Annotated in this window: 31 protein-coding genes and 1 tRNA gene; 7 read left to right on the top strand and 25 right to left on the bottom strand. The window is 33.0% G+C overall.

Features of this window, described 5'->3' with window-relative positions:
• Positions 1-3 precede the first annotated feature (3 nt).
• From BHX94_RS02220 to BHX94_RS02150, 15 genes are all read right to left on the bottom strand, one after another.
• Positions 4-1,734: a terminase large subunit gene (locus BHX94_RS02220; protein ID WP_111744741.1), complete on the bottom strand. Its 1,731-nt coding sequence runs from the start codon at positions 1,732-1,734 to the stop codon at positions 4-6.
• A 21-nt stretch (positions 1,735-1,755) separates the two neighbouring features.
• Positions 1,756-2,205, bottom strand: a complete 450-nt coding sequence (locus tag BHX94_RS02215) for a P27 family phage terminase small subunit (RefSeq protein WP_111744740.1) — start codon at positions 2,203-2,205, stop codon at positions 1,756-1,758.
• A 62-nt stretch (positions 2,206-2,267) separates the two neighbouring features.
• The gene (locus BHX94_RS02210; RefSeq protein ID WP_111744739.1) at positions 2,268-2,633 is read right to left on the bottom strand and encodes an HNH endonuclease; all 366 of its coding nucleotides are present in this window, start codon (positions 2,631-2,633) and stop codon (positions 2,268-2,270) included.
• A complete protein-coding gene (locus BHX94_RS02205) occupies positions 2,633-2,938 on the bottom strand; it encodes a hypothetical protein (protein WP_111744738.1) in 306 nt (101 codons plus the stop codon). Before BHX94_RS02205 ends, BHX94_RS02210 begins: the two co-directional genes overlap by 1 nt.
• A gap of 141 nt (positions 2,939-3,079) precedes the next feature.
• Complete coding sequence (locus BHX94_RS02200) at positions 3,080-3,499, bottom strand: sigma-70 RNA polymerase sigma factor region 4 domain-containing protein (protein WP_111744737.1); 420 nt, start codon at positions 3,497-3,499, stop codon at positions 3,080-3,082.
• A gap of 16 nt (positions 3,500-3,515) precedes the next feature.
• Positions 3,516-3,779, bottom strand: a complete 264-nt coding sequence (locus BHX94_RS02195) for a hypothetical protein (protein WP_111744736.1) — start codon at positions 3,777-3,779, stop codon at positions 3,516-3,518.
• Positions 3,766-4,182 (bottom strand): hypothetical protein, encoded by a 417-nt coding sequence (locus BHX94_RS02190; protein ID WP_111744735.1) that lies wholly within the window; start codon positions 4,180-4,182, stop codon positions 3,766-3,768. Before BHX94_RS02190 ends, BHX94_RS02195 begins: the two co-directional genes overlap by 14 nt.
• A gap of 1 nt (position 4,183) precedes the next feature.
• Positions 4,184-4,624, bottom strand: coding sequence for a RusA family crossover junction endodeoxyribonuclease (locus BHX94_RS02185; protein WP_111744734.1), 441 nt, complete (start codon positions 4,622-4,624; stop codon positions 4,184-4,186).
• Positions 4,593-5,126: a MazG-like family protein gene (locus BHX94_RS02180; protein ID WP_111744733.1), complete on the bottom strand. Its 534-nt coding sequence runs from the start codon at positions 5,124-5,126 to the stop codon at positions 4,593-4,595. The genes BHX94_RS02185 and BHX94_RS02180 overlap by 32 nt, the downstream gene beginning before the upstream one ends.
• A gap of 2 nt (positions 5,127-5,128) precedes the next feature.
• On the bottom strand, positions 5,129-5,449 hold the full coding sequence (locus tag BHX94_RS02175; protein WP_111744732.1) for a hypothetical protein: 321 nt from the start codon (positions 5,447-5,449) through the stop codon (positions 5,129-5,131).
• Complete coding sequence (locus tag BHX94_RS02170; protein WP_111744731.1) at positions 5,446-5,760, bottom strand: hypothetical protein; 315 nt, start codon at positions 5,758-5,760, stop codon at positions 5,446-5,448. Before BHX94_RS02170 ends, BHX94_RS02175 begins: the two co-directional genes overlap by 4 nt.
• A gap of 6 nt (positions 5,761-5,766) precedes the next feature.
• Complete coding sequence (locus BHX94_RS02165) at positions 5,767-6,672, bottom strand: DnaD domain-containing protein (RefSeq protein ID WP_111744730.1); 906 nt, start codon at positions 6,670-6,672, stop codon at positions 5,767-5,769.
• Positions 6,673-6,703: 31 nt separating this feature from the next.
• Entirely contained in the window at positions 6,704-7,162 is a 459-nt protein-coding gene (locus BHX94_RS02160; RefSeq protein ID WP_111744729.1) for a single-stranded DNA-binding protein, read from the bottom strand.
• The gene (locus BHX94_RS02155) at positions 7,159-7,797 is read right to left on the bottom strand and encodes an MBL fold metallo-hydrolase (RefSeq protein ID WP_111744728.1); all 639 of its coding nucleotides are present in this window, start codon (positions 7,795-7,797) and stop codon (positions 7,159-7,161) included. The genes BHX94_RS02160 and BHX94_RS02155 overlap by 4 nt, the downstream gene beginning before the upstream one ends.
• 65 nt (positions 7,798-7,862) lie before the next feature.
• A complete protein-coding gene (locus BHX94_RS02150; protein ID WP_111745076.1) occupies positions 7,863-8,768 on the bottom strand; it encodes a RecT family recombinase in 906 nt (301 codons plus the stop codon).
• Positions 8,769-8,823: 55 nt separating this feature from the next.
• Between BHX94_RS02150 and BHX94_RS02145 the strand changes: the two genes are divergently transcribed.
• Positions 8,824-9,510: a DUF4145 domain-containing protein gene (locus BHX94_RS02145; protein ID WP_111745075.1), complete on the top strand. Its 687-nt coding sequence runs from the start codon at positions 8,824-8,826 to the stop codon at positions 9,508-9,510.
• Between the two features lie 9 nt (positions 9,511-9,519).
• Here BHX94_RS02145 and BHX94_RS02140 read toward each other — a convergent pair whose 3' ends face one another.
• Entirely contained in the window at positions 9,520-9,714 is a 195-nt protein-coding gene (locus tag BHX94_RS02140) for a helix-turn-helix domain-containing protein (RefSeq protein WP_242446651.1), read from the bottom strand.
• A gap of 82 nt (positions 9,715-9,796) precedes the next feature.
• Here BHX94_RS02140 and BHX94_RS02135 point away from each other — a divergent pair, with 82 nt between their 5' ends.
• The gene (locus BHX94_RS02135) at positions 9,797-10,015 is read left to right on the top strand and encodes a hypothetical protein (RefSeq protein ID WP_111744726.1); all 219 of its coding nucleotides are present in this window, start codon (positions 9,797-9,799) and stop codon (positions 10,013-10,015) included.
• Here the strand turns inward: BHX94_RS02135 and BHX94_RS02130 are convergent.
• The 5 genes from BHX94_RS02130 to BHX94_RS02115 form a co-directional block, all read right to left on the bottom strand.
• The gene (locus tag BHX94_RS02130) at positions 10,004-11,941 is read right to left on the bottom strand and encodes an AAA family ATPase (protein WP_111744725.1); all 1,938 of its coding nucleotides are present in this window, start codon (positions 11,939-11,941) and stop codon (positions 10,004-10,006) included. The genes BHX94_RS02135 and BHX94_RS02130 overlap by 12 nt on opposite strands.
• On the bottom strand, positions 11,931-12,188 hold the full coding sequence (locus BHX94_RS02125; RefSeq protein WP_111744724.1) for a hypothetical protein: 258 nt from the start codon (positions 12,186-12,188) through the stop codon (positions 11,931-11,933). The genes BHX94_RS02130 and BHX94_RS02125 overlap by 11 nt, the downstream gene beginning before the upstream one ends.
• Before the next feature lie 71 nt (positions 12,189-12,259).
• On the bottom strand, positions 12,260-12,430 hold the full coding sequence (locus BHX94_RS12770; RefSeq protein ID WP_170120733.1) for a hypothetical protein: 171 nt from the start codon (positions 12,428-12,430) through the stop codon (positions 12,260-12,262).
• Positions 12,431-12,444: 14 nt separating this feature from the next.
• Positions 12,445-12,624 (bottom strand): hypothetical protein, encoded by a 180-nt coding sequence (locus tag BHX94_RS02120; RefSeq protein ID WP_111744723.1) that lies wholly within the window; start codon positions 12,622-12,624, stop codon positions 12,445-12,447.
• Entirely contained in the window at positions 12,624-12,923 is a 300-nt protein-coding gene (locus BHX94_RS02115; protein ID WP_111744722.1) for a DUF771 domain-containing protein, read from the bottom strand. The genes BHX94_RS02120 and BHX94_RS02115 overlap by 1 nt, the downstream gene beginning before the upstream one ends.
• Positions 12,924-12,981: 58 nt before the next feature.
• On the opposite strand from BHX94_RS02115, the gene BHX94_RS02110 reads away from it, so the two are divergent.
• Positions 12,982-13,209, top strand: coding sequence for a hypothetical protein (locus BHX94_RS02110; RefSeq protein WP_111744721.1), 228 nt, complete (start codon positions 12,982-12,984; stop codon positions 13,207-13,209).
• Here BHX94_RS02110 and BHX94_RS12765 read toward each other — a convergent pair.
• Positions 13,199-13,339: a hypothetical protein gene (locus BHX94_RS12765; RefSeq protein ID WP_170120732.1), complete on the bottom strand. Its 141-nt coding sequence runs from the start codon at positions 13,337-13,339 to the stop codon at positions 13,199-13,201. The two genes, BHX94_RS02110 and BHX94_RS12765, sit on opposite strands and share 11 nt — an antisense overlap.
• Positions 13,340-13,397: 58 nt before the next feature.
• On the opposite strand from BHX94_RS12765, the gene BHX94_RS02105 reads away from it, so the two are divergent.
• Positions 13,398-13,637, top strand: coding sequence for a hypothetical protein (locus BHX94_RS02105; protein WP_101033578.1), 240 nt, complete (start codon positions 13,398-13,400; stop codon positions 13,635-13,637).
• Here BHX94_RS02105 and BHX94_RS02100 read toward each other — a convergent pair.
• Positions 13,627-13,806, bottom strand: coding sequence for a hypothetical protein (locus BHX94_RS02100; RefSeq protein WP_111744720.1), 180 nt, complete (start codon positions 13,804-13,806; stop codon positions 13,627-13,629). The genes BHX94_RS02105 and BHX94_RS02100 overlap by 11 nt on opposite strands.
• 1 nt (position 13,807) lies before the next feature.
• Positions 13,808-14,032 (bottom strand): helix-turn-helix domain-containing protein, encoded by a 225-nt coding sequence (locus BHX94_RS02095; protein WP_111744719.1) that lies wholly within the window; start codon positions 14,030-14,032, stop codon positions 13,808-13,810.
• A 203-nt stretch (positions 14,033-14,235) separates the two neighbouring features.
• Here BHX94_RS02095 and BHX94_RS02090 point away from each other — a divergent pair, with 203 nt between their 5' ends.
• From BHX94_RS02090 to BHX94_RS02080, 3 genes are all read left to right on the top strand, one after another.
• On the top strand, positions 14,236-14,892 hold the full coding sequence (locus BHX94_RS02090) for a LexA family transcriptional regulator (protein WP_111744718.1): 657 nt from the start codon (positions 14,236-14,238) through the stop codon (positions 14,890-14,892).
• Positions 14,893-14,946: 54 nt separating this feature from the next.
• Positions 14,947-15,456, top strand: a complete 510-nt coding sequence (locus tag BHX94_RS02085) for a hypothetical protein (protein WP_111744717.1) — start codon at positions 14,947-14,949, stop codon at positions 15,454-15,456.
• Between the two features lie 116 nt (positions 15,457-15,572).
• Complete coding sequence (locus BHX94_RS02080) at positions 15,573-16,598, top strand: tyrosine-type recombinase/integrase (protein WP_111744716.1); 1,026 nt, start codon at positions 15,573-15,575, stop codon at positions 16,596-16,598.
• Positions 16,599-16,735: 137 nt separating this feature from the next.
• On the opposite strand, the gene BHX94_RS02075 is transcribed toward BHX94_RS02080, so the two are convergent.
• A tRNA-Arg gene (locus BHX94_RS02075) sits at positions 16,736-16,809 on the bottom strand.
• Positions 16,810-16,978 lie beyond the last annotated feature (169 nt).

The following is a 16,978-nucleotide window of genomic DNA, read 5'->3' as shown; positions in this document are numbered from 1 at the left end:
TTTCTAGTTGAAAATGTCATTCAGATAATCTTCAAATGCATCTTCTTCAACATCCTGCAAGTAATTCATTGATTCTTTATGACCAATTAAATAAGCAACAAAACCATCAATATGCTCCGGACTCTTTCGCTTTGTCGGAGCCTTTTCACCATTGATATTTGTGACCATCATCGCATTACTTATACAGAATATTAAGAGTGGATTATCTGTGACAACTCTTCGATTCAGCAATTGCACTTCAAAATCATCTACAGCTTCATTCATCACTGCAGGATATTGCGGAACTTCGACACACTGAATACCAAAGCGCATTTCGATATCTTCAATCAACTTCTCACTCATCGCTTTATCATAATTCAGCTGCATGATTTCAAAGTTATCAAATATCCATTCAACGTAATCAAGTATCATGTCATAGTCTACTGTTTTTCCAGGACATAAAGTGACAAATCCCTTTTCTGCTAAATCTCTATAAGGTACGTTTCTCAAATTCTCTTTCTCGACTATTCCTTCTTGCGGAATAAAATACATCTGTTTAACTTTTTCAATTGCTCGACCTTCATCATCATGGTCAATAACATTGATGCTCACGCATGTTAAATCGACACGCTTTGATAAATCAAGGCCAACAACACATGGTTTCCCTAAAATGTCACCCAGATCATCAACGAGCATTGTTTCAACCTGATCTAAATCAAAATAAGTATCTGCGTAGTTGACGTATACATCTAAATGTTTACTCATAAACTCCGCCTTTTTATGTGCTGACTTCTTCGCTTCTTTAAATTCACTTCTTAAGAATGACATTGTTACAGTTAATCCGATATTAGGATTAACCATGCGCCATACATCCTCATCTTCCCAATCGTAGCCTTTGTCCGGTTCATAAATCATTACAAACCATGAATCATCGTTATCATTTTTCAGAACATCAGATACATAGGAATAAATACGAGGACCTAAAGCTTGAGTATCTTTACCAGCAGTTGTTGTGACTAAATTAATAGGCTCTAGTTGTGCAACCTGTGCCGATTTCAAGTTGTCATACTGCTCAAAGTTACGTTCAACGTGTACTTCATCCTTATAAGTTAAATAAGGGTTTTTACCTTCTGTTGAGTCGTTACCTTTACTCAATACATCAAGCTTGTTCGTATGTTTAATGCCATTCTCATCTTCAAAGGTATAAGCCACACCTTTGATAGTATTATTTTTTCCTTTGAAAATTCTTGTGCCATCAATCAAATCAGGACTATTAACGATAGTTGCAGCAATTGGACCCGCTGCATTTTGTGCCTGGTCAAAAGTAGTCGCAGAAACGTAAAGGTCAGCACCTTTTAAGCCTTCACCGTATATCCCATATATCACAGGTAATGTACCCATTAACGTTTTCCCATTCTTTTTCGGGACTTGCAAGAAGATATTTCGGACAACACGTCTATTTTGCTTTCTTTCTTCGTCATAGGTTTGCCAACCATAGATATTTGTAAAAAAAAACTTTTGCCATAATTCTAATTCAATCGGTTGCCCTGCCCATTCACCTTTTGAGTGCCTACAGAACATTTCAGAAAACAGCATCATCGCATTTGCTTTTTCAATATCCATCCAAATATCATCACGTTTGGACCACTTTCGATAACGTTTTACCGCATTTTTGATTGATTTAGGATAATCAGACTTATTCGCTTCAACTAAATCTGCAAACTCATCTGCATAATTAACATTCAAATCAATCATTCAGTTGTTCCCCTTTCGCAATCATCGTCCAAACTTCTTACGGAAGTTCACGAGATTGTTGCCAGAGCTTTCTTTATTCTGTTTTTCTTCAGTTTCCGTCTTTTCTGCAGATAGCCTTATACCAGTTTTAAATATTAAATCCTTATTTTTATTATCAAGGCCTAACTGATTTAAATATTTGGCTTTTTTCTGATTCCAGACTTCAACTTGTTGAGCCAACGGGTTTTTTATTTCGTTTCTTGCACCTGCTTTATTCGTATATTGTTTAGTAGGTTTAAATCCACTATTTTTCCATTGCTGATACATCACTAAATGTATTTCAAATGCCTCAATATACGTTTCAATTATCGGGTCTAACGCTTGATGGTACTGACCCGAATCGACTAACAGTTGAATAATCCGCTGCTTCTCTTCTTTTGATTTTATTTCGGCTTCTTCTGCTATGATTTGAGCCTTTGTCTTTCTTCCCATAACGTCACCCCCTTCAATAATTGAAAAATTCCTTTTTCGGTGCGCACGAACCTCCCGCTAACCTATCCCCACAGTCCGGAATATTTTTTATTACGGGTAGGGGGGGATTGTTCATCTTCAATTTTTTTATGACACTTGTTACAATATAAAATTAAATTATTCACATCTAACTTTAATTCAGGATTTTCTCTGATAGGTACTATGTGATGCACATGTGCCTGTTTACCAATAATAAACTTGCCACAACATTGACATGTGTGCCTGTCTCGTTGCAATACATATGTTCTTGCATCGTTCCATAGTTGTGATCTATAGAATGATTTATTATTAGAATCAAAGCGCTGCTTCTTTTTCTTTGGTCGATGTTCATCACAGTACTGACCTTTATCAATCAGAGTCTCGCATCCTGCAGCTGCACAGTATCTCATTACTTAGCGTTAGACTTATCTTCTTTAGCAGCTTCCTTCTCCGGATTACCAAATTTAACAGACTTAGTCTCTGCATCCCAGTATCTTTCACCTGCTACGTCTTTATATACGATTGCAGTTGCTTCAACTGTCGGCTCTGCTACTAAATCAGAAGTATCTTCATCTCGGTTTTGCACTACATTATCGCCAGTATCGACATCAGTCTTAACTACCTGCTCTTTTGTATCTGCAGTCTCCTGTTTGATTTCTTCTGACTTTACTTCTGGACTAGTCTTACGATTACGAGTTACTTTAGTTTCTGCCATTATCCTTCATCTCCTTTTTTATATTAAAATAGCCACTCAATAAATTGAGCGGCTGATTAATGGCTGTGGCTTTTTTCAATTTACCACGCTACTAATGTATCATGTATAAATCAAGATGTCGGTACTGTTATGGTACGTTACCTAAAAAGTACCTTTGTGAATTTGTGAATAATCTAGTATTTTCATTATCTGCGAATGTTTATTCTTTATATGCTGATAACTGTAATTCAACATAACTGCTATATCATTTAAAGTCATTTTATCCATGTACTTTAATTTAAGTATTTTATGATCTAATCCCTTAAATGTTTCAACAATCTTTTCAAGCTCATCAATCTCTGAATTGATTTCATTTAATTCTTCTTCAAACTTGTAGATGATGTCTTTTAATTCATGTTGCTTTGCGAGCGCTGTTTCTGTGCTACTTTTACAAGCTAGATCTCCCTGGACAGTTCCATAAGTTGACCATCGTTGCAATTCAACATTACAACGCTTAACCTCAAAATTAATAATTGTCCTGCGATTCTCAAGCTCTGTATAAGTATTTAACCATTCGTACATCAGGCGCTCACCTTCCTTAAATAATTTGTTTTATTTCATCATCTACATTTTCCATTGCTATCTTCAGTATTGTAACTCTATAAGCTTTCCATACGATGAATATAAATAATATGACTGCCACTACAATCTTGACTATATTCGAATCATAATAGTGAATAATCAATGAACCTGCTATCGATATAGCTATCACATACATAAACTGAATAATGATCTCATACTTTAATATCTTCTTTGCTTCTTGCAGCATTAACAATTCATGCTCTATATTATTCTGATTCATCTTCTTCATCCTCGATTTTTGATTCAGATAAAATTTCTAAATCATCATCGCTAGTCTGTTCCTTTAATTCATCTGTACCTGCCATCGTAACTTGCTCTTCAACTTCTACATCATCAATCGTTAATTGATCATCATCTTCTTCTTTGAATAATTCTTCTCTAATATGTTTTACTCTGTTGAATTGTTCGATAACAAACGAATCTGGAACATCATCTGCTGATACTTTAAACTTCATTCCGTTTTGACTAACTGTACATAAAATTGATGCATCGTATTCTGCAAACTCTGTTGACCATGTTACATGTTTATCTGTAGCATCAAATCGCTTTCTTTCGATTCCTTCTGTAATATTTTCACCAAACGTCTTTTTGATTAAATCATCTGCTAATTGAATATTTCTCATTTTATAAAACCTCCACTTTGATTTTAATTTTTGTTGTTTCTGCATATCGCTTTGCTGAATGTATTTCGACGATCTGGCCATCATCAATCCATACGTGGCCATTTGCTGCATCAAGTACAGTCTTTAGTAAATTATCGATGTCAGGTTTCTTTGAATGATATGCTTTTATCATTCTTTGTTTTTGTGGATTGCTCCAACTTTTTAGCATCGGCATTTCAAACAATACTGTTAACTTGATACTACCTTCGATTAATAATTTCGGCATTTGTCTTTGAATGAAATTCTTGTGATTTTTATACGATGTTGGCATGTATGTTTGAACAAACTTGCCTGCATTTCTGAATCGTGGACGTGGTGATGGCATCGGCTTTTCAAAGCCCTTCACATCTCTGAACGTGATTTCGAATCTGTTACAAGTCTTCTCTTTTGACGAAGGTTCCATCACGTAACTCACCATCTCTATTTTTTATTTGGTTATAAGCGAATTCGATACAATCAACAAAGTCTAATTCACACGCTTTTGAAACAAGTAATAATTCTTCTAACGCCCACGAAACTTGTAGTAATATCGTATTTTCGTTATCACTGTAAATTGTAGTATTAGCAATCATGCCGATTTTATGCATTAATTTTAAACTGTAGTATGTCGCATCTGTTGATTCAACTTGTTGCTGTGCGTTTGCTGATAAAAGCATTTCTAACATTTTATCGATTTCAACTTTGCGTTGCTGGCAATAGATGACTAATACTACAAATACATCTCCGATTGCATCCATGATTAATTCAGGATTTTTCTTTGTCTTTTGTTTTGCAATCCCTGAGAATAATTCCCCTGCTTCTTCACCTAATTTAAGAATCTGCTTTCTTGGATCTTTATCATGTAACTCACGTTCGATTGACCACTCTCTTATTAATTCTGCATATTCTACTAATGATTTATTCATGTTTAATCCTCCCAACTAACTATCATTTTTATATGATGATATGTGATATTTATTAAATTATGAGTATAAGTGACCTCTCGCGAAGTTACTTTGAATCCATTACCTAATTTTTCTTCTATATGATTATGGACAAATTCACTGTTAAAAAATCGTTTGTAATGACCTGGATCATCATAGTCTTTTGATACGAAACTAATACCTGTAAATCCTTCACGTGCTGAATCAATTATTCTTTCTTCGCTTAAATTAGCTTCTATAAAATCATCAATTTCTTTAATTAAATCTAAGTTTTGATTTTCTTTTACTTTATCGATTAGACTCATTTAATTTTCCCTCCTTTTGTGCAGTCAATTAAAGTTAACCTGTATTTTTCGGTAAATGGCATTTTCGTAAAATACTCTAATTCTTCATCTGTAAAAATCTCATGTATTCCTGGTTCATCTTTAAAGAAATGACTTTCAATAAAAATTATTTGTGAGTACAATTCTCCTATGACTCCCCTTGCATACTCATACTCTTCTTTTAAGATACTTTCTTGATTTATCTTTCCGCATGCAACAGTAAATCTGTTATATATGTTTTGTAATTGTTCTCTAACTATCGATTTTTCAATGAAAATTAAGTTTTCACTCATTCAGTACTACTCCTTCCATAAATTCTCTAATTCCGCTTTAACTCTGCGACGTTCTTCTTCTAATCTCGCTTCTTCTTCAGGAGTTCTTTCGGGCTCAACATATTCTTGATTGATCCATTCAGGAGTTATCTCTTTAGATTGTGACTGCTTAGAATAAGTTGACTGCTTTTTAAACTCGAAGTTATGCTCACTCTGTTTAATTTCATCAACTGTTATAAGCTGCTTCTTCTTCCAATCGTTTAACAAGTAATTAATGAATGAATAGTTATGATTATTTTTAAGAGCTGATTTCTTAATCGCATATAGCATGATGTCTTTTCCATAATCATTGAAATCTTGTTGTATTTTCTGAAATGTCACAGGTGCAGGATTTAGTTCGATGTTTTCCTGGTACATGCTCACAACTGTCTTGAAGTCGTCGTTATTACTACTACTTCTTACATTCTTTTCATTATTATCATTCTCTACATTCTTTACATTCTTTACATTCTTGTTTGTGTCCATCTGTTGTTCATCTGTTGTCCGTTTGTTGTTCGTTTGTTGTTCATCTGTTGTCCGTTTGTTGTTACGTTTGCTGTCATGATTTTCTTCTTCTTGTTGATAAAGTCCCCAATTGACAATGGTTACAACGCTAAATTTGTTGTTACTTTTGATGTCGATAGTATCGAGATTTTTAAGAGTTAGCATGTAACTCCAAAGCGTACTAGCTGACATGTTAGCTTCGGCACTAGCTTTTTTTCGTCCAAATACAAATTGACCAGGTTTTAATATAACAACTTGCTTACCTACTAATTGTTTGTGTTCTTTATGACTGGCCTTCATAAGGCAATACATAAATACTTTAAAAAGCTTCTCATTATCAAATATCGGACTATCCATCAATTGTCTATGCACTTTAATCCAACCAGCCATAATTTACACCTCTCTTTCATAGCTGATTGAATTAGAACGGTAGATCATCATCTGAAATATCGATTGGCCCATTATTTGCAAATGGATTATTATTTTGTCCTGTTGTCGTTTGTGGTTGAGTATAAGATGATTGACTGTTTTGCTGTTGCTGGCCATCATCTTGCTTTTTATTTAAAAATAGCACTTGCGAATCAACGTTATTTACGATTATCTGCATTCCGTAATGCTTGACTCCGTTCTGATCTTCATAGTTGTTATTTCGCATCTCTCCACTGACAGCCATTACATATCCCTTTTTAGCGTACTTTTGAATAAATTCAGCAGTCTTCTTGAATGCTACGCATCTAATAAAATCTGCTTCATACTCATCGTTTTGATTCTTGTACTTTCGTTGTACTGCCAAATCGAAGTTTATAATTTCAGCTCCGGATGGTGTCACCCTGTATTCAGGGTCTTTCGTTATACGTCCTATGAACTTGCAATCATTCATTTATAGTTACCTCCAATGTAGACAGGCACTCCTGCTACTTCCTGTATTTTTTCTTTAATAATTGCTGCATTAGAATTTGAATTTGATAAGTGAATCAGATGTATTTCTTTTAATTGAGTAGTATCTGTTGCCCTTAAAAAGCCGACTGCATGCTCTAAGCTAAAATGTGATTTCATGATTCGTCTGGCTAGTCCAGGATGCAAAGTGCCATTCTGTACATTGATCTGCATCTCTTCATAGATATAATTCACTTCTAGCATCATGTGAGTGATGCCTGGAAACTTATATTGACAGTAATAAGTATCAGTAACAAAAAGTAGTTTATATCCATGAACGCTTTTTAACAGATAACCGCAAGGCTCTTTCGCATCATGATTTACTTTAAAAGCCATTATCGACCATGTACCGATTTTAAAAACTTTCTTATACTCGATTTCATGCAATCTGTGATGATCTAAATTAATTCCTTCTAACGTTCCTTTTGTCGCATAACATTCAATACCATGCTGCAAATACTGACTCATATACTGAGCGTGATCATTATGCTCGTGTGTTATTAAACAACCTTTGATTTTAGAAGTTTGAAACTTCACTGCCTTTTGCATTTCTTTGAATGATATGCCTGCTTCAAGCAAAAGGTCAGTATGACCATCAGATATCCTGTAACAGTTACCTGATGAGCCACTGCCTATAGTTTGTATTAAAATGGGTCTTCTTCGTTTTCCGGTACTGTTGAAGTCGATGCAGGCTTTTCATCTTCAACTTCTTCAAATTCAGTTACGTCTTGAACTTCTTCTACAGGTTCAATGTCATCAATATCTAATACTTCAACCGCTTGATTTTCTTCGATCTCTGCATCAAATACTTCTTTGCGTTGTCGCTCTTCAATATCTTTAACATGTTGTAAATTCGCATCAGTTGATGTATTGATATATCTTTTTGCTGCTCGATTGATTACTGTCTTTTTGGCCATCTCTTCTTTGAAGTTATTATGCGTTTTAGAATTCTCTAGTGCTTTTTCATCTTTAATCATCGATGACTGCATCCATGCCTGCTTAATCTGTTCCATTGTCATTACTTCAATATAATTCTCACGATCGTCATCGAAAACTATTGTGCAGTAAGCTCCGACAATGTTCTCTTTCTTCATATTGAAGAAGTCCTGCTCGTGACTGATTGATTTAACTCGCCCTGTTTCATCTAATTTATGTTTGAATGAATCCCCCTCATAAATCACTTGAGCTACTACGTCTTTCGCTCCTGCATCACGTTTTAACATCATGATATTTCCATGATATGAACGTTGTAACTGCATCTTGTTGCCATAAGGAATAAAGTAGCATTGATTCTTTGCAGGATTTAATCCTTGAGTTACCATGTCTAAGAATGCAGTTGCTTTCGATGCATCAGTACATGCCATCAGCTTTGAGTTCTCTGAAATCTGCAACCATGCCTGTTTTAACGCATTTGATGGTTCATAATCTCGTGGCAACGATAAGTTTCCTTGAGATTCTAATACTCTTACTTTATTCAGTACACTGTCTGATACGTTCTTTTCTGCGATTAATTGTGCCTCTACTTTTTGTAATTGGTTATTTGTCATGATTATTTCTCCTTTTATTGTTATAATTTTTTTAAATTTATATTTATGGAGGTTTAATATGTTTAAAGAAACACTTAGCATTGATTTTTTTAATTCTTCCGAAACCGTGGATGTTGATTTTAGTGTTGAAAATACATGTCCGTATTGCTGTGAAAAAGGAAAGCAAGTATATTTAAGTCGTACAAATGTAAATCACCCAAACACTAATAAATTAGACTATTTAAGTCTGGTTTTTCAATGTCCTGCCTGTAAGCAGCATCATTTAAAAACATATGAAGTTTTCACAAGTTTTTTCGGTACTGTTGAATCGAAAAGAATAATAGCATCTCAAAGTTTTAAAAATTTATTTACTTATCCTAGTGACATTGATAGCATCTCTAAACAGTTTTCAACGATAGTCTCTCAAGCTTCGATAGCGGAACAAATGGATCTAAATGAAATTGCTGGAATAGGATATCGAAAAGCAATTGAGTTTCTAGTTAAAGATTATTTAATAAATCATAAATCATTAAATGAAGATATAATTTCCAAGAAACTTTTGGGTCGTTGTATAGAACAAGATATTGATGAACCCCGACTAAAGTCATTAGCTAAAGCAGCTACTTGGATAGGAAATGATGAAACTCACTACATTAGAAAACACGAAACAAGAGATATCGAAGATATGAAAAAGTTTTTACATAGTATGACTCTTTTTATATCTTATGAATTAGCTATTGCTGATGCATCAGATTTCACTTCATAAAGGTTCATTTCAAACCTCCTCCGCATTCCTTAATAATTTGTATGGTTCTACATCTAATTTCTTTGCGATTTGTTCTAATGTTTGAAGTGACACATTTTTTCTTGAGTGTTCGATGTCATTCAAATGACATCTTGTAATACCGGCTCTTTCTGCTAACTCTTTTTGAGTTAATCTATAATACTTTCGATACGCTCTAATATTCATTGCGATAGTATGATTTAGATTCAATATAATCATCTCGATTCTGATATAATTTATTTAACTTAATGAAAGGTGGTGAGAAAAAATGAAAGTAGAAATCACTTTAAATAATGATGCAAAATTAAGTTTAAAAAGTTTAAAAAGAATCGAAGTTCATGGATCAGGTACTAAAACTTTTGGTCCATCAGATTTTGAAAAATTTAAACTGAACAATACTGCTTCTACATATAGCTTTATTGGAGAACATTTAATTGCTTTAAAAGGTTCGGATATTAAAGTTGTTCGAATTCAACTAGAAAATTAATTCTAGTTTTTGAAATTGTTCATTAACCTTCAGCTCAATCTGTTGCGAATTAGTTTGATAGACATTCGTGACAGATTCTGCATTATCGATAAATATTGGAGCATAGACATTGTAATGATTCGATAATGTATTGATGATGTCTAAGCCGACATTAATCATTGCTGCAGTATTTAACCCTCTTCCAAATTCAACGCCATCGAATGTTGTGATGCATGTTTCTTCAATGTTTCCGTTTTTCTTTTCATCGAATAATTTAAATCTGGCCAACTTGAATTTTTCGTTTATTGTTTCTTCAATCGTCTTAACTTTCGTGCGATTAAATTCATCAATTAAGTACAGTTGATAATTCAATTCTTCTTTAATAGAGATAAGCTCTTCTTCCTGGATGCGTAATGCTTTGATGCGTTCATCAATACGCTTGTTATTTTCGATATTCGCTTGATGCTTATTAAATTCGAGTACTTTCTCATCTAACTTATAGATTTCTTCTCGAATATCATTGACCTTATCTTTATTCGTTTCAGCAATGTTACTTCGTTTGTGATTTAGCTCATTGATCTCATCAAGAATTGATTTATATTCAGATGTTTCATTTACTGGTACAATCTCATTTGATAATTTCTCGATACGTGATTTAAGTGAATCTATAACTTTTTGAACGTCATCTACTTTCTTTTGTTCAGCTTGTAGATCACTCTCTAATTTTTCAATTGATGGCTTAAACTGTTTGCCCTGCTCTAATAAAGTCTGTTTACGTTGATTAAGCTGTTCTAACTCCGATGACTTATCCTTGTTGAATAGCTCTAATGCTCTTTGATTTGCTTCCTCTACTTTTTCAGGAGGCAATGCCTGGCCACAACACGAACACGTATCATCTACCGTTGAAACATGTTCTATTGATTCGACTTCCTTAATTTTTACATCGACTTCTTTATATTCTTTCAACTTCATTTCGCGATTTGTTTTATTATCGTTAATCGATTGATTAATCATACGAATTTTTGATTCAAAAATGAGTTTGTTGCTTTCTTCAAGCGACAGCTTTGACTTTAAGTTATTGATATTCGATTGATTATCGCTTGAATGATTCTGTTCAAGTGACTTTAATTTATTCTTCTTTTGTGAAATCTGATTGCGTAATTCGATTTCTTCTGAACCGTTATTTATTGAATGGATCTGACTCTCGAAGTCAGCAATCTGTTGCTTAACTACGTCAACAGTGATATCTGTATTTGTGATTTCTACCCTCGATAATGTCGCTTCATTGATACGAACAGGAATATCTTCAATATCATCATTAGTCTTTTTCAGCTTGTCTTTAATAACTTTCTTCTGGTCTTCTACTGATTTGTTTTTCAAAATTTCAATAAGTGGCTCAAGCTCTTTATTACTCTCGATTATTTCGTTATCTGAAAGTTGGCCACATACTTCAAAAAGAATCTTACGTCTGTCTGTCCAGTGCAGATCGTTGAAAGTATGAATATTAGTCACTAGCTTGAAAATATCTTCATCGATTATTTCGCTAATTTCTTTCTTGAAGTTAGTAATCGTGAAAGGCACATCATCAATATACTGCTTTCCTGTACGTGACTTTGTATACTCTTTCGCTCCAGTCATCTTGTTTTTCATGTACTTTGGAAATGACTCTTTTGTGAGTTTCAATTCCTGGCCATCTTTATCGAAGACTGCAGTTACGTGCGGAATCGCTTCATATAACTCATTGTTATCTTTATCTAAAGGTACAACGTCAATCTGTTTCCCCTGCAAGTTCTTTTCAAATAGTAACCACTGTAATGCAGTAGCTGTAGTTGTCTTTCCTGAACCGTTCTGACCAAATATCGTAGCGTTTTGACCATTAAACTCAAAATTCTGTTTCTTAATGCCTTGAAAGTTTTCGATTTCTAATTTAATTAGTTTAAGATTCATTTGACTTCTCCTTTGCTATTTTTTCAAATTCATCTAATGCTTCTTTTAGTGTCTTGAAATAAAATTCATTCATTTTTTTCATGTTTGAAATATTAATAAATGAGAATCTCCATCCAATTTCATTACGAAAATGAATCGTATAAACAAAGTTGTTAATACGTTTTTTGAATCTCAATGGATCTAAGTGATTTTCAGTAAATCCATAACTTTTTAGTACTTTTGCATCACCAGGCATGATAACTGCCATTTGCAAAACTTCCTTTCTGTGATATATTTTGAGTGTGATATTTCTTAAGCGCCTTCTGCCAAAGGCGTTTTTTATTTTTTATAGCAAAACTTTATTTGGCCACCTTTACCATCTCGAAATATTTTGTAAATAACATATACATTTTCATCTTTTTCGTAATGGTATAAATCTTCTCTAAACTTCTTTTTCTGTCGCTCGTCATATTTAATGATGATTGTATGTTTAACTCTTCTTAACGACATCATGTTCTCTCCATTTAATCATGCTGTACCTCTGAATTTGCGACTAATACCCCTGCGCTAATGATCACTAGAATTAATGACAACAACATCATTGCTCCATAATTTAAATTAAGAATTACTGATGTCGATAGTGCTATTGCTAAAGCGATAATTGACATTAATGACTGTGCTGCAATAAGTTTTACAGTTTTCATTAACTAACCCTCCATAAATATTTTTCTTCAAATATTCTTTCGAAGTTTTCATTGATCCAGTTATTCATTTCTACAGGTTTCATGAGATATGGATCTCTTCTTGATGTCGGATAATGTACAAAACTTTCAATTTCTGATTTATAAGGTGGATGATTTAATAAATCTTTGGCCCAGTTATCAGATTTGACATTCAACTTCTTTTTCAAATCATCTAAAGTCCACAAAGGCTGCATTGCTTCGAAGTATGCTTGTACTCTTTCTTCAATACGCTTATCGATATAATCGTTGGTTAATGTCATGTAAAATGCTCCTTTCTGATATAATTTTCTTAATCTAGCTAAGAAAGGTGGTGATAATATGAAAGAAATTAAAGAAATAGTTGAACAATCGATTGCTGAGGTTCGTGATGAGAATTTCTGTTATGATAAAATTAGAGAAACTGTAAAGACTTATTCCGATGATCAAGGAAATATTGAGTTAACAAAATCAATTGCTGTTTCACTAGACCTTTCCACGTCATTTTCTAGTAGCGTTTTGTATAAAGTACTTACTACTATGAAAAGTGAAGGATACTTTAAAGATTAATTTTTAATCCCTGCATAAGTTCAGTTTTTCCAGGTGCTTTTCTACTAAAGTATCTTCTTGTAGCTCTCTTAATCTCCTCCGCCAAGATGACGATTAAGAGGGCTATTTTTAATAAATGTAGTTTGTTCATTTGCTTTCTCCTTTTACTGATATAATTAATTCATCTTATAATGAAAGGTGGTGGTAATATGGAACAAGTCCACGTTTGTTTATTAGGTGAATGGGTAAATCTCCATGATGATCCTAATAGTAAAATAGGTCCTAATCTTGCACATCCTTCTATTTGGTGGGAAGAAAATGCTGAATTGTGGTCTCCGATAACAAAAGAAGAAAGTCACACAATGTATCAACAAGATTATGTTTATGTAAATTACAAAGGAAGAGATTATCGTATTCACCCAATGTTCATTCAGATCGTTACTTCATAATTTTTGAATGTTCAATCATATTGGATATTATTTGAATATCTTCGTCGTCGAGTTGCAGCTCGGCGGCTTTTTTATTGAATCGTGAATCAACTAATTGATTGATTTCATGCCATTGCTTTTTTGTAAACTGTTTTCTAAATTCTAGGAACTGTTTGATTAATTCGTTCATGTTATCCTCCTACTTTTTCTAAATTTTTTTCATCAGAAGCAAATAGAAATTCGATATCATATTCAGGAAAATAAGCATTTTTGATAATTAACGCTTCTCCGAACTTGAATTCAGATTTTCCATTTATTTTGTCAGAAACAGTTTGATATCGGACTTTCAATGTATCTGCAATATCTACTAATGAAACCCCTTTTTCTTTTCTAACTTTTTCTAAATTAGTCAACATGGTGCCTCCCTCCTTCTTTCTTTTGATACGAAAATTCGTGTTATAAATTTAAAAAAATATGCCTTTAAAAGGCCTAATTCGAATATATACGAATTTTCGTATTAAGTCAACACTAAAATTCGTATTTTATTTTATTAATTTAATTGATATACGATTTTTCGAATGTTATTATATAGTTATAAACCACAAGTGAGGTTGTAATTATGGAAAAAGAATTATATTTAAAAAAATTGATGATTCAAAAAGCTGGGAGTGTAAAAGCTTTTGCTAATGATATTGATTTACCTTATACAACGGTTAGATCAATATTAGAACGTGGAATTTTTAACGCTAAAGTTGAAAATGTGATACGTATTTGTAAAGGTCTTAATATTAAGCCTGAAGAAATTATGGATCTAGAAGACAACTCCAAAAAATCACAAAATGATAATTCAGTTGTTAAAGAATCTCCTTCTTCTTATATTACTTCAGTAATAGAATTACCTGTTTTATCGAAAATTTCCGCAGGATTGCCGATTTACACTGAGGAAAATATTATTGATTATGTGCATGTATCTAAAGAAATGCTTACAGCAGGTAAAAAACATTTCGGCCTACTCGTTGATGGTGATTCGATGGATAAGGAGTTTAGAGATGGAGACGTGGTTATTGTTGAAAAAGATTCAGTAATTGAAAATGGTCAAATAGGAGTAGTTATGGTGAATGGATATAACGCTACTTTAAAAAGAGTGAGATATAACGGTGATATGGTTATTCTACAGCCTGAATCAAATAATCCGGAACATCAACCTCAATTTTATAATATTAACGATGAGATTAGATTCATCGGCCGTGTTGTGGGAATGCACAGAAAATATTAATGGATATTCGGCATTTTGCCTTTATCATATAATTATAAAAAGGGAGATGTAATAATGACTTTTAAAGCTTTAGCGGGTCTCACATTTACATCAGCATTATTATTAGGCGCATGTGGTGGGGAAACAACTGAAAAGAAAGAAAATAAAACAGAAGAAAAAGCAGCAACGAAAACAAAAGAAAAAAGCTCTGATGAAACAACTACAAAGCAGAGTAATATTGCAAGTGAAAATCATGTTTATGGATCTATGAGCGATAACCTTAAAGAAAAAGGATTATTTTTCATTGATGAGAAAAACAATATTTCATACATGGGAGATAAAGATAATATATTTCAAGTGGAGAAAGAAATAGATAAAAACTTAGGGATAACAATAGATTTAGATAAAAACTTTTTAACTGAACATGCTTTTGATTACATGGAAGATGATGCATCTATGGTACAACAAAAAAGTGAGAATGAGTTTGTTTATGAAAGTAAAAAAATTGGGAAGAAATATGACGTTATTTTTTCAAGACCAGACGGGAAAATTGTTGAAAGGATTATAGTATCTCAACATCAATAATAATAAATATGGCTCTCCTATCCTCGCCAAAGTCTAAGAGAGCCGCCAAAAAGTCACCTAAATTAATAGGGTTCTTTTCTATGCCCTATTTTATCATAAAAATAGGAGTTGTTATCATGAAAATAAGAAAAACGAAGAATAAAAGTACTTATGAGCTGCAGTTTGTTCATGAAGGAAAACGTTATAGAAAATATGGATTCAAGTCCCAGGCAGAAGCTAAACGAAAATATAATGAGTTAATCCTGGAATTAGATAAGGGATTAAATGTAGCTGCAGATTATACATTGTATGAATACTTTAAATTATGGTGTGAGACATATAAAGAACCTGTAGTAAGTAAAAAGACATATGTGTCTTATTCAACAATTATCAATATTTTAGAAAATCATAAAATCGGCAGAATGAAATTAAAGAAAATTACACGATCACAATACCAGGAGTTTATAAATGAGTATGCTAAGACACATGCGAAAGCATCTATCAGAAAATTGAACGGTAAAATTAAAGCATGTTTAGATAATGCTGTATTTGAGGGACTGATGACTAAAAATATTATTCATCAGATCACGTACTCTCCAGGAACGAAAGACGTATCAGAAGATAATAAATTCATGCAGTTAAAAGCTTATGAAGATTATAAGAAGCAATTAATGAAGTCTGATGCGGATAGTTCTTTATTTTTATTTATCATGCATATTACTGGCTGTCGTTATTCGGGTGTACGATATCTGAAATATGAATATCTAAATGAGAAAGATAATACAATCTTTATAGATGAGCGTAAAACCGATTTATCGCCACGTAGGCTCACGATACCAAGCAAAGATATGAAATATATATTAAGTATCATAAATTCAAAACCGCGCCAAATAGATGGCTTTCCGTTCAAAATAACCAATAATGCTGTTAATAAACAATCTAAACGTATATGTAAGCAGTTAGGTATTCAGGAATACACCTCACATGCATTAAGACATACACACTGTTCATATCTTTATGCTAAAGGTTTAAGTATTGAATATATCTCTAAACGTTTAGGACACGCATCTGTATCGACTACAAGAGAGATCTATCAGCACATGTTCAATGATACTTTTGTAGATGAAGATGAGAAAGCAATGAATGTGTTACAGGCTATATAAAGGCATCGCCAAATCGTCGCCTTTTTGTCGCCATTTTTTATGATTATTAATGACATTAAAAAATATATAAACATAAGAAAAAGCCCGTCGTAACGGGCTTTTTGATTTTAAATGATTTTAAATCATTTATAAATTAGCGTCCTGGGAGGGATTCGAACCCCCGACCGACGGCTTAGAAGGCCGTTGCTCTATCCAGCTGAGCTACCAGGACTTAATTTTTTAAGACAAGATTAATTATAATCAATTTCAGACTATAAAGTCAATAACATTTAGTAAGGAAATTAATTTATAACCATAATAAATAAAGTATATTTACACATTTATTCTAATATCACAACAAAAATTAAGATAGCATCACTGTTATCTTAATTTTAATCGTT

The sequence above is a fragment of the Macrococcoides bohemicum genome (assembly GCF_003259675.1).
Lineage (GTDB): Bacteria > Bacillota > Bacilli > Staphylococcales > Staphylococcaceae > Macrococcoides > Macrococcoides bohemicum.
This window is presented reverse-complemented; position numbering and strand designations above follow the sequence as displayed.

Bases quoted from the DNA above. Each gene is read 5' to 3' on its own strand.
- BHX94_RS02220 (WP_111744741.1), bottom strand. From the start codon at position 1,734: ATGATTGATTTGAATGTTAATTATGCAGATGAGTTTGCAGATTTAGTT.
- BHX94_RS02215 (WP_111744740.1), bottom strand. From the start codon at position 2,205: ATGGGAAGAAAGACAAAGGCTCAAATCATAGCAGAAGAAGCCGAAATA.
- BHX94_RS02210 (WP_111744739.1), bottom strand. From the start codon at position 2,633: ATGAGATACTGTGCAGCTGCAGGATGCGAGACTCTGATTGATAAAGGT.
- BHX94_RS02205 (WP_111744738.1), bottom strand. From the start codon at position 2,938: ATGGCAGAAACTAAAGTAACTCGTAATCGTAAGACTAGTCCAGAAGTA.
- BHX94_RS02200 (WP_111744737.1), bottom strand. From the start codon at position 3,499: ATGTACGAATGGTTAAATACTTATACAGAGCTTGAGAATCGCAGGACA.
- BHX94_RS02195 (WP_111744736.1), bottom strand. From the start codon at position 3,779: ATGAATCAGAATAATATAGAGCATGAATTGTTAATGCTGCAAGAAGCA.
- BHX94_RS02190 (WP_111744735.1), bottom strand. From the start codon at position 4,182: ATGAGAAATATTCAATTAGCAGATGATTTAATCAAAAAGACGTTTGGT.
- BHX94_RS02185 (WP_111744734.1), bottom strand. From the start codon at position 4,624: ATGGAACCTTCGTCAAAAGAGAAGACTTGTAACAGATTCGAAATCACG.
- BHX94_RS02180 (WP_111744733.1), bottom strand. From the start codon at position 5,126: ATGAATAAATCATTAGTAGAATATGCAGAATTAATAAGAGAGTGGTCA.
- BHX94_RS02175 (WP_111744732.1), bottom strand. From the start codon at position 5,449: ATGAGTCTAATCGATAAAGTAAAAGAAAATCAAAACTTAGATTTAATT.
- BHX94_RS02170 (WP_111744731.1), bottom strand. From the start codon at position 5,760: ATGAGTGAAAACTTAATTTTCATTGAAAAATCGATAGTTAGAGAACAA.
- BHX94_RS02165 (WP_111744730.1), bottom strand. From the start codon at position 6,672: ATGGCTGGTTGGATTAAAGTGCATAGACAATTGATGGATAGTCCGATA.
- BHX94_RS02160 (WP_111744729.1), bottom strand. From the start codon at position 7,162: ATGAATGATTGCAAGTTCATAGGACGTATAACGAAAGACCCTGAATAC.
- BHX94_RS02145 (WP_111745075.1), top strand. From the start codon at position 8,824: ATGTTTAAAGAAACACTTAGCATTGATTTTTTTAATTCTTCCGAAACC.
- BHX94_RS02140 (WP_242446651.1), bottom strand. From the start codon at position 9,714: ATGAATATTAGAGCGTATCGAAAGTATTATAGATTAACTCAAAAAGAG.
- BHX94_RS02135 (WP_111744726.1), top strand. From the start codon at position 9,797: ATGAAAGTAGAAATCACTTTAAATAATGATGCAAAATTAAGTTTAAAA.
- BHX94_RS02130 (WP_111744725.1), bottom strand. From the start codon at position 11,941: ATGAATCTTAAACTAATTAAATTAGAAATCGAAAACTTTCAAGGCATT.
- BHX94_RS02125 (WP_111744724.1), bottom strand. From the start codon at position 12,188: ATGGCAGTTATCATGCCTGGTGATGCAAAAGTACTAAAAAGTTATGGA.
- BHX94_RS12770 (WP_170120733.1), bottom strand. From the start codon at position 12,430: ATGTCGTTAAGAAGAGTTAAACATACAATCATCATTAAATATGACGAG.
- BHX94_RS02120 (WP_111744723.1), bottom strand. From the start codon at position 12,624: ATGAAAACTGTAAAACTTATTGCAGCACAGTCATTAATGTCAATTATC.
- BHX94_RS02115 (WP_111744722.1), bottom strand. From the start codon at position 12,923: ATGACATTAACCAACGATTATATCGATAAGCGTATTGAAGAAAGAGTA.
- BHX94_RS02110 (WP_111744721.1), top strand. From the start codon at position 12,982: ATGAAAGAAATTAAAGAAATAGTTGAACAATCGATTGCTGAGGTTCGT.
- BHX94_RS12765 (WP_170120732.1), bottom strand. From the start codon at position 13,339: ATGAACAAACTACATTTATTAAAAATAGCCCTCTTAATCGTCATCTTG.
- BHX94_RS02105 (WP_101033578.1), top strand. From the start codon at position 13,398: ATGGAACAAGTCCACGTTTGTTTATTAGGTGAATGGGTAAATCTCCAT.
- BHX94_RS02100 (WP_111744720.1), bottom strand. From the start codon at position 13,806: ATGAACGAATTAATCAAACAGTTCCTAGAATTTAGAAAACAGTTTACA.
- BHX94_RS02095 (WP_111744719.1), bottom strand. From the start codon at position 14,032: ATGTTGACTAATTTAGAAAAAGTTAGAAAAGAAAAAGGGGTTTCATTA.
- BHX94_RS02090 (WP_111744718.1), top strand. From the start codon at position 14,236: ATGGAAAAAGAATTATATTTAAAAAAATTGATGATTCAAAAAGCTGGG.
- BHX94_RS02085 (WP_111744717.1), top strand. From the start codon at position 14,947: ATGACTTTTAAAGCTTTAGCGGGTCTCACATTTACATCAGCATTATTA.
- BHX94_RS02080 (WP_111744716.1), top strand. From the start codon at position 15,573: ATGAAAATAAGAAAAACGAAGAATAAAAGTACTTATGAGCTGCAGTTT.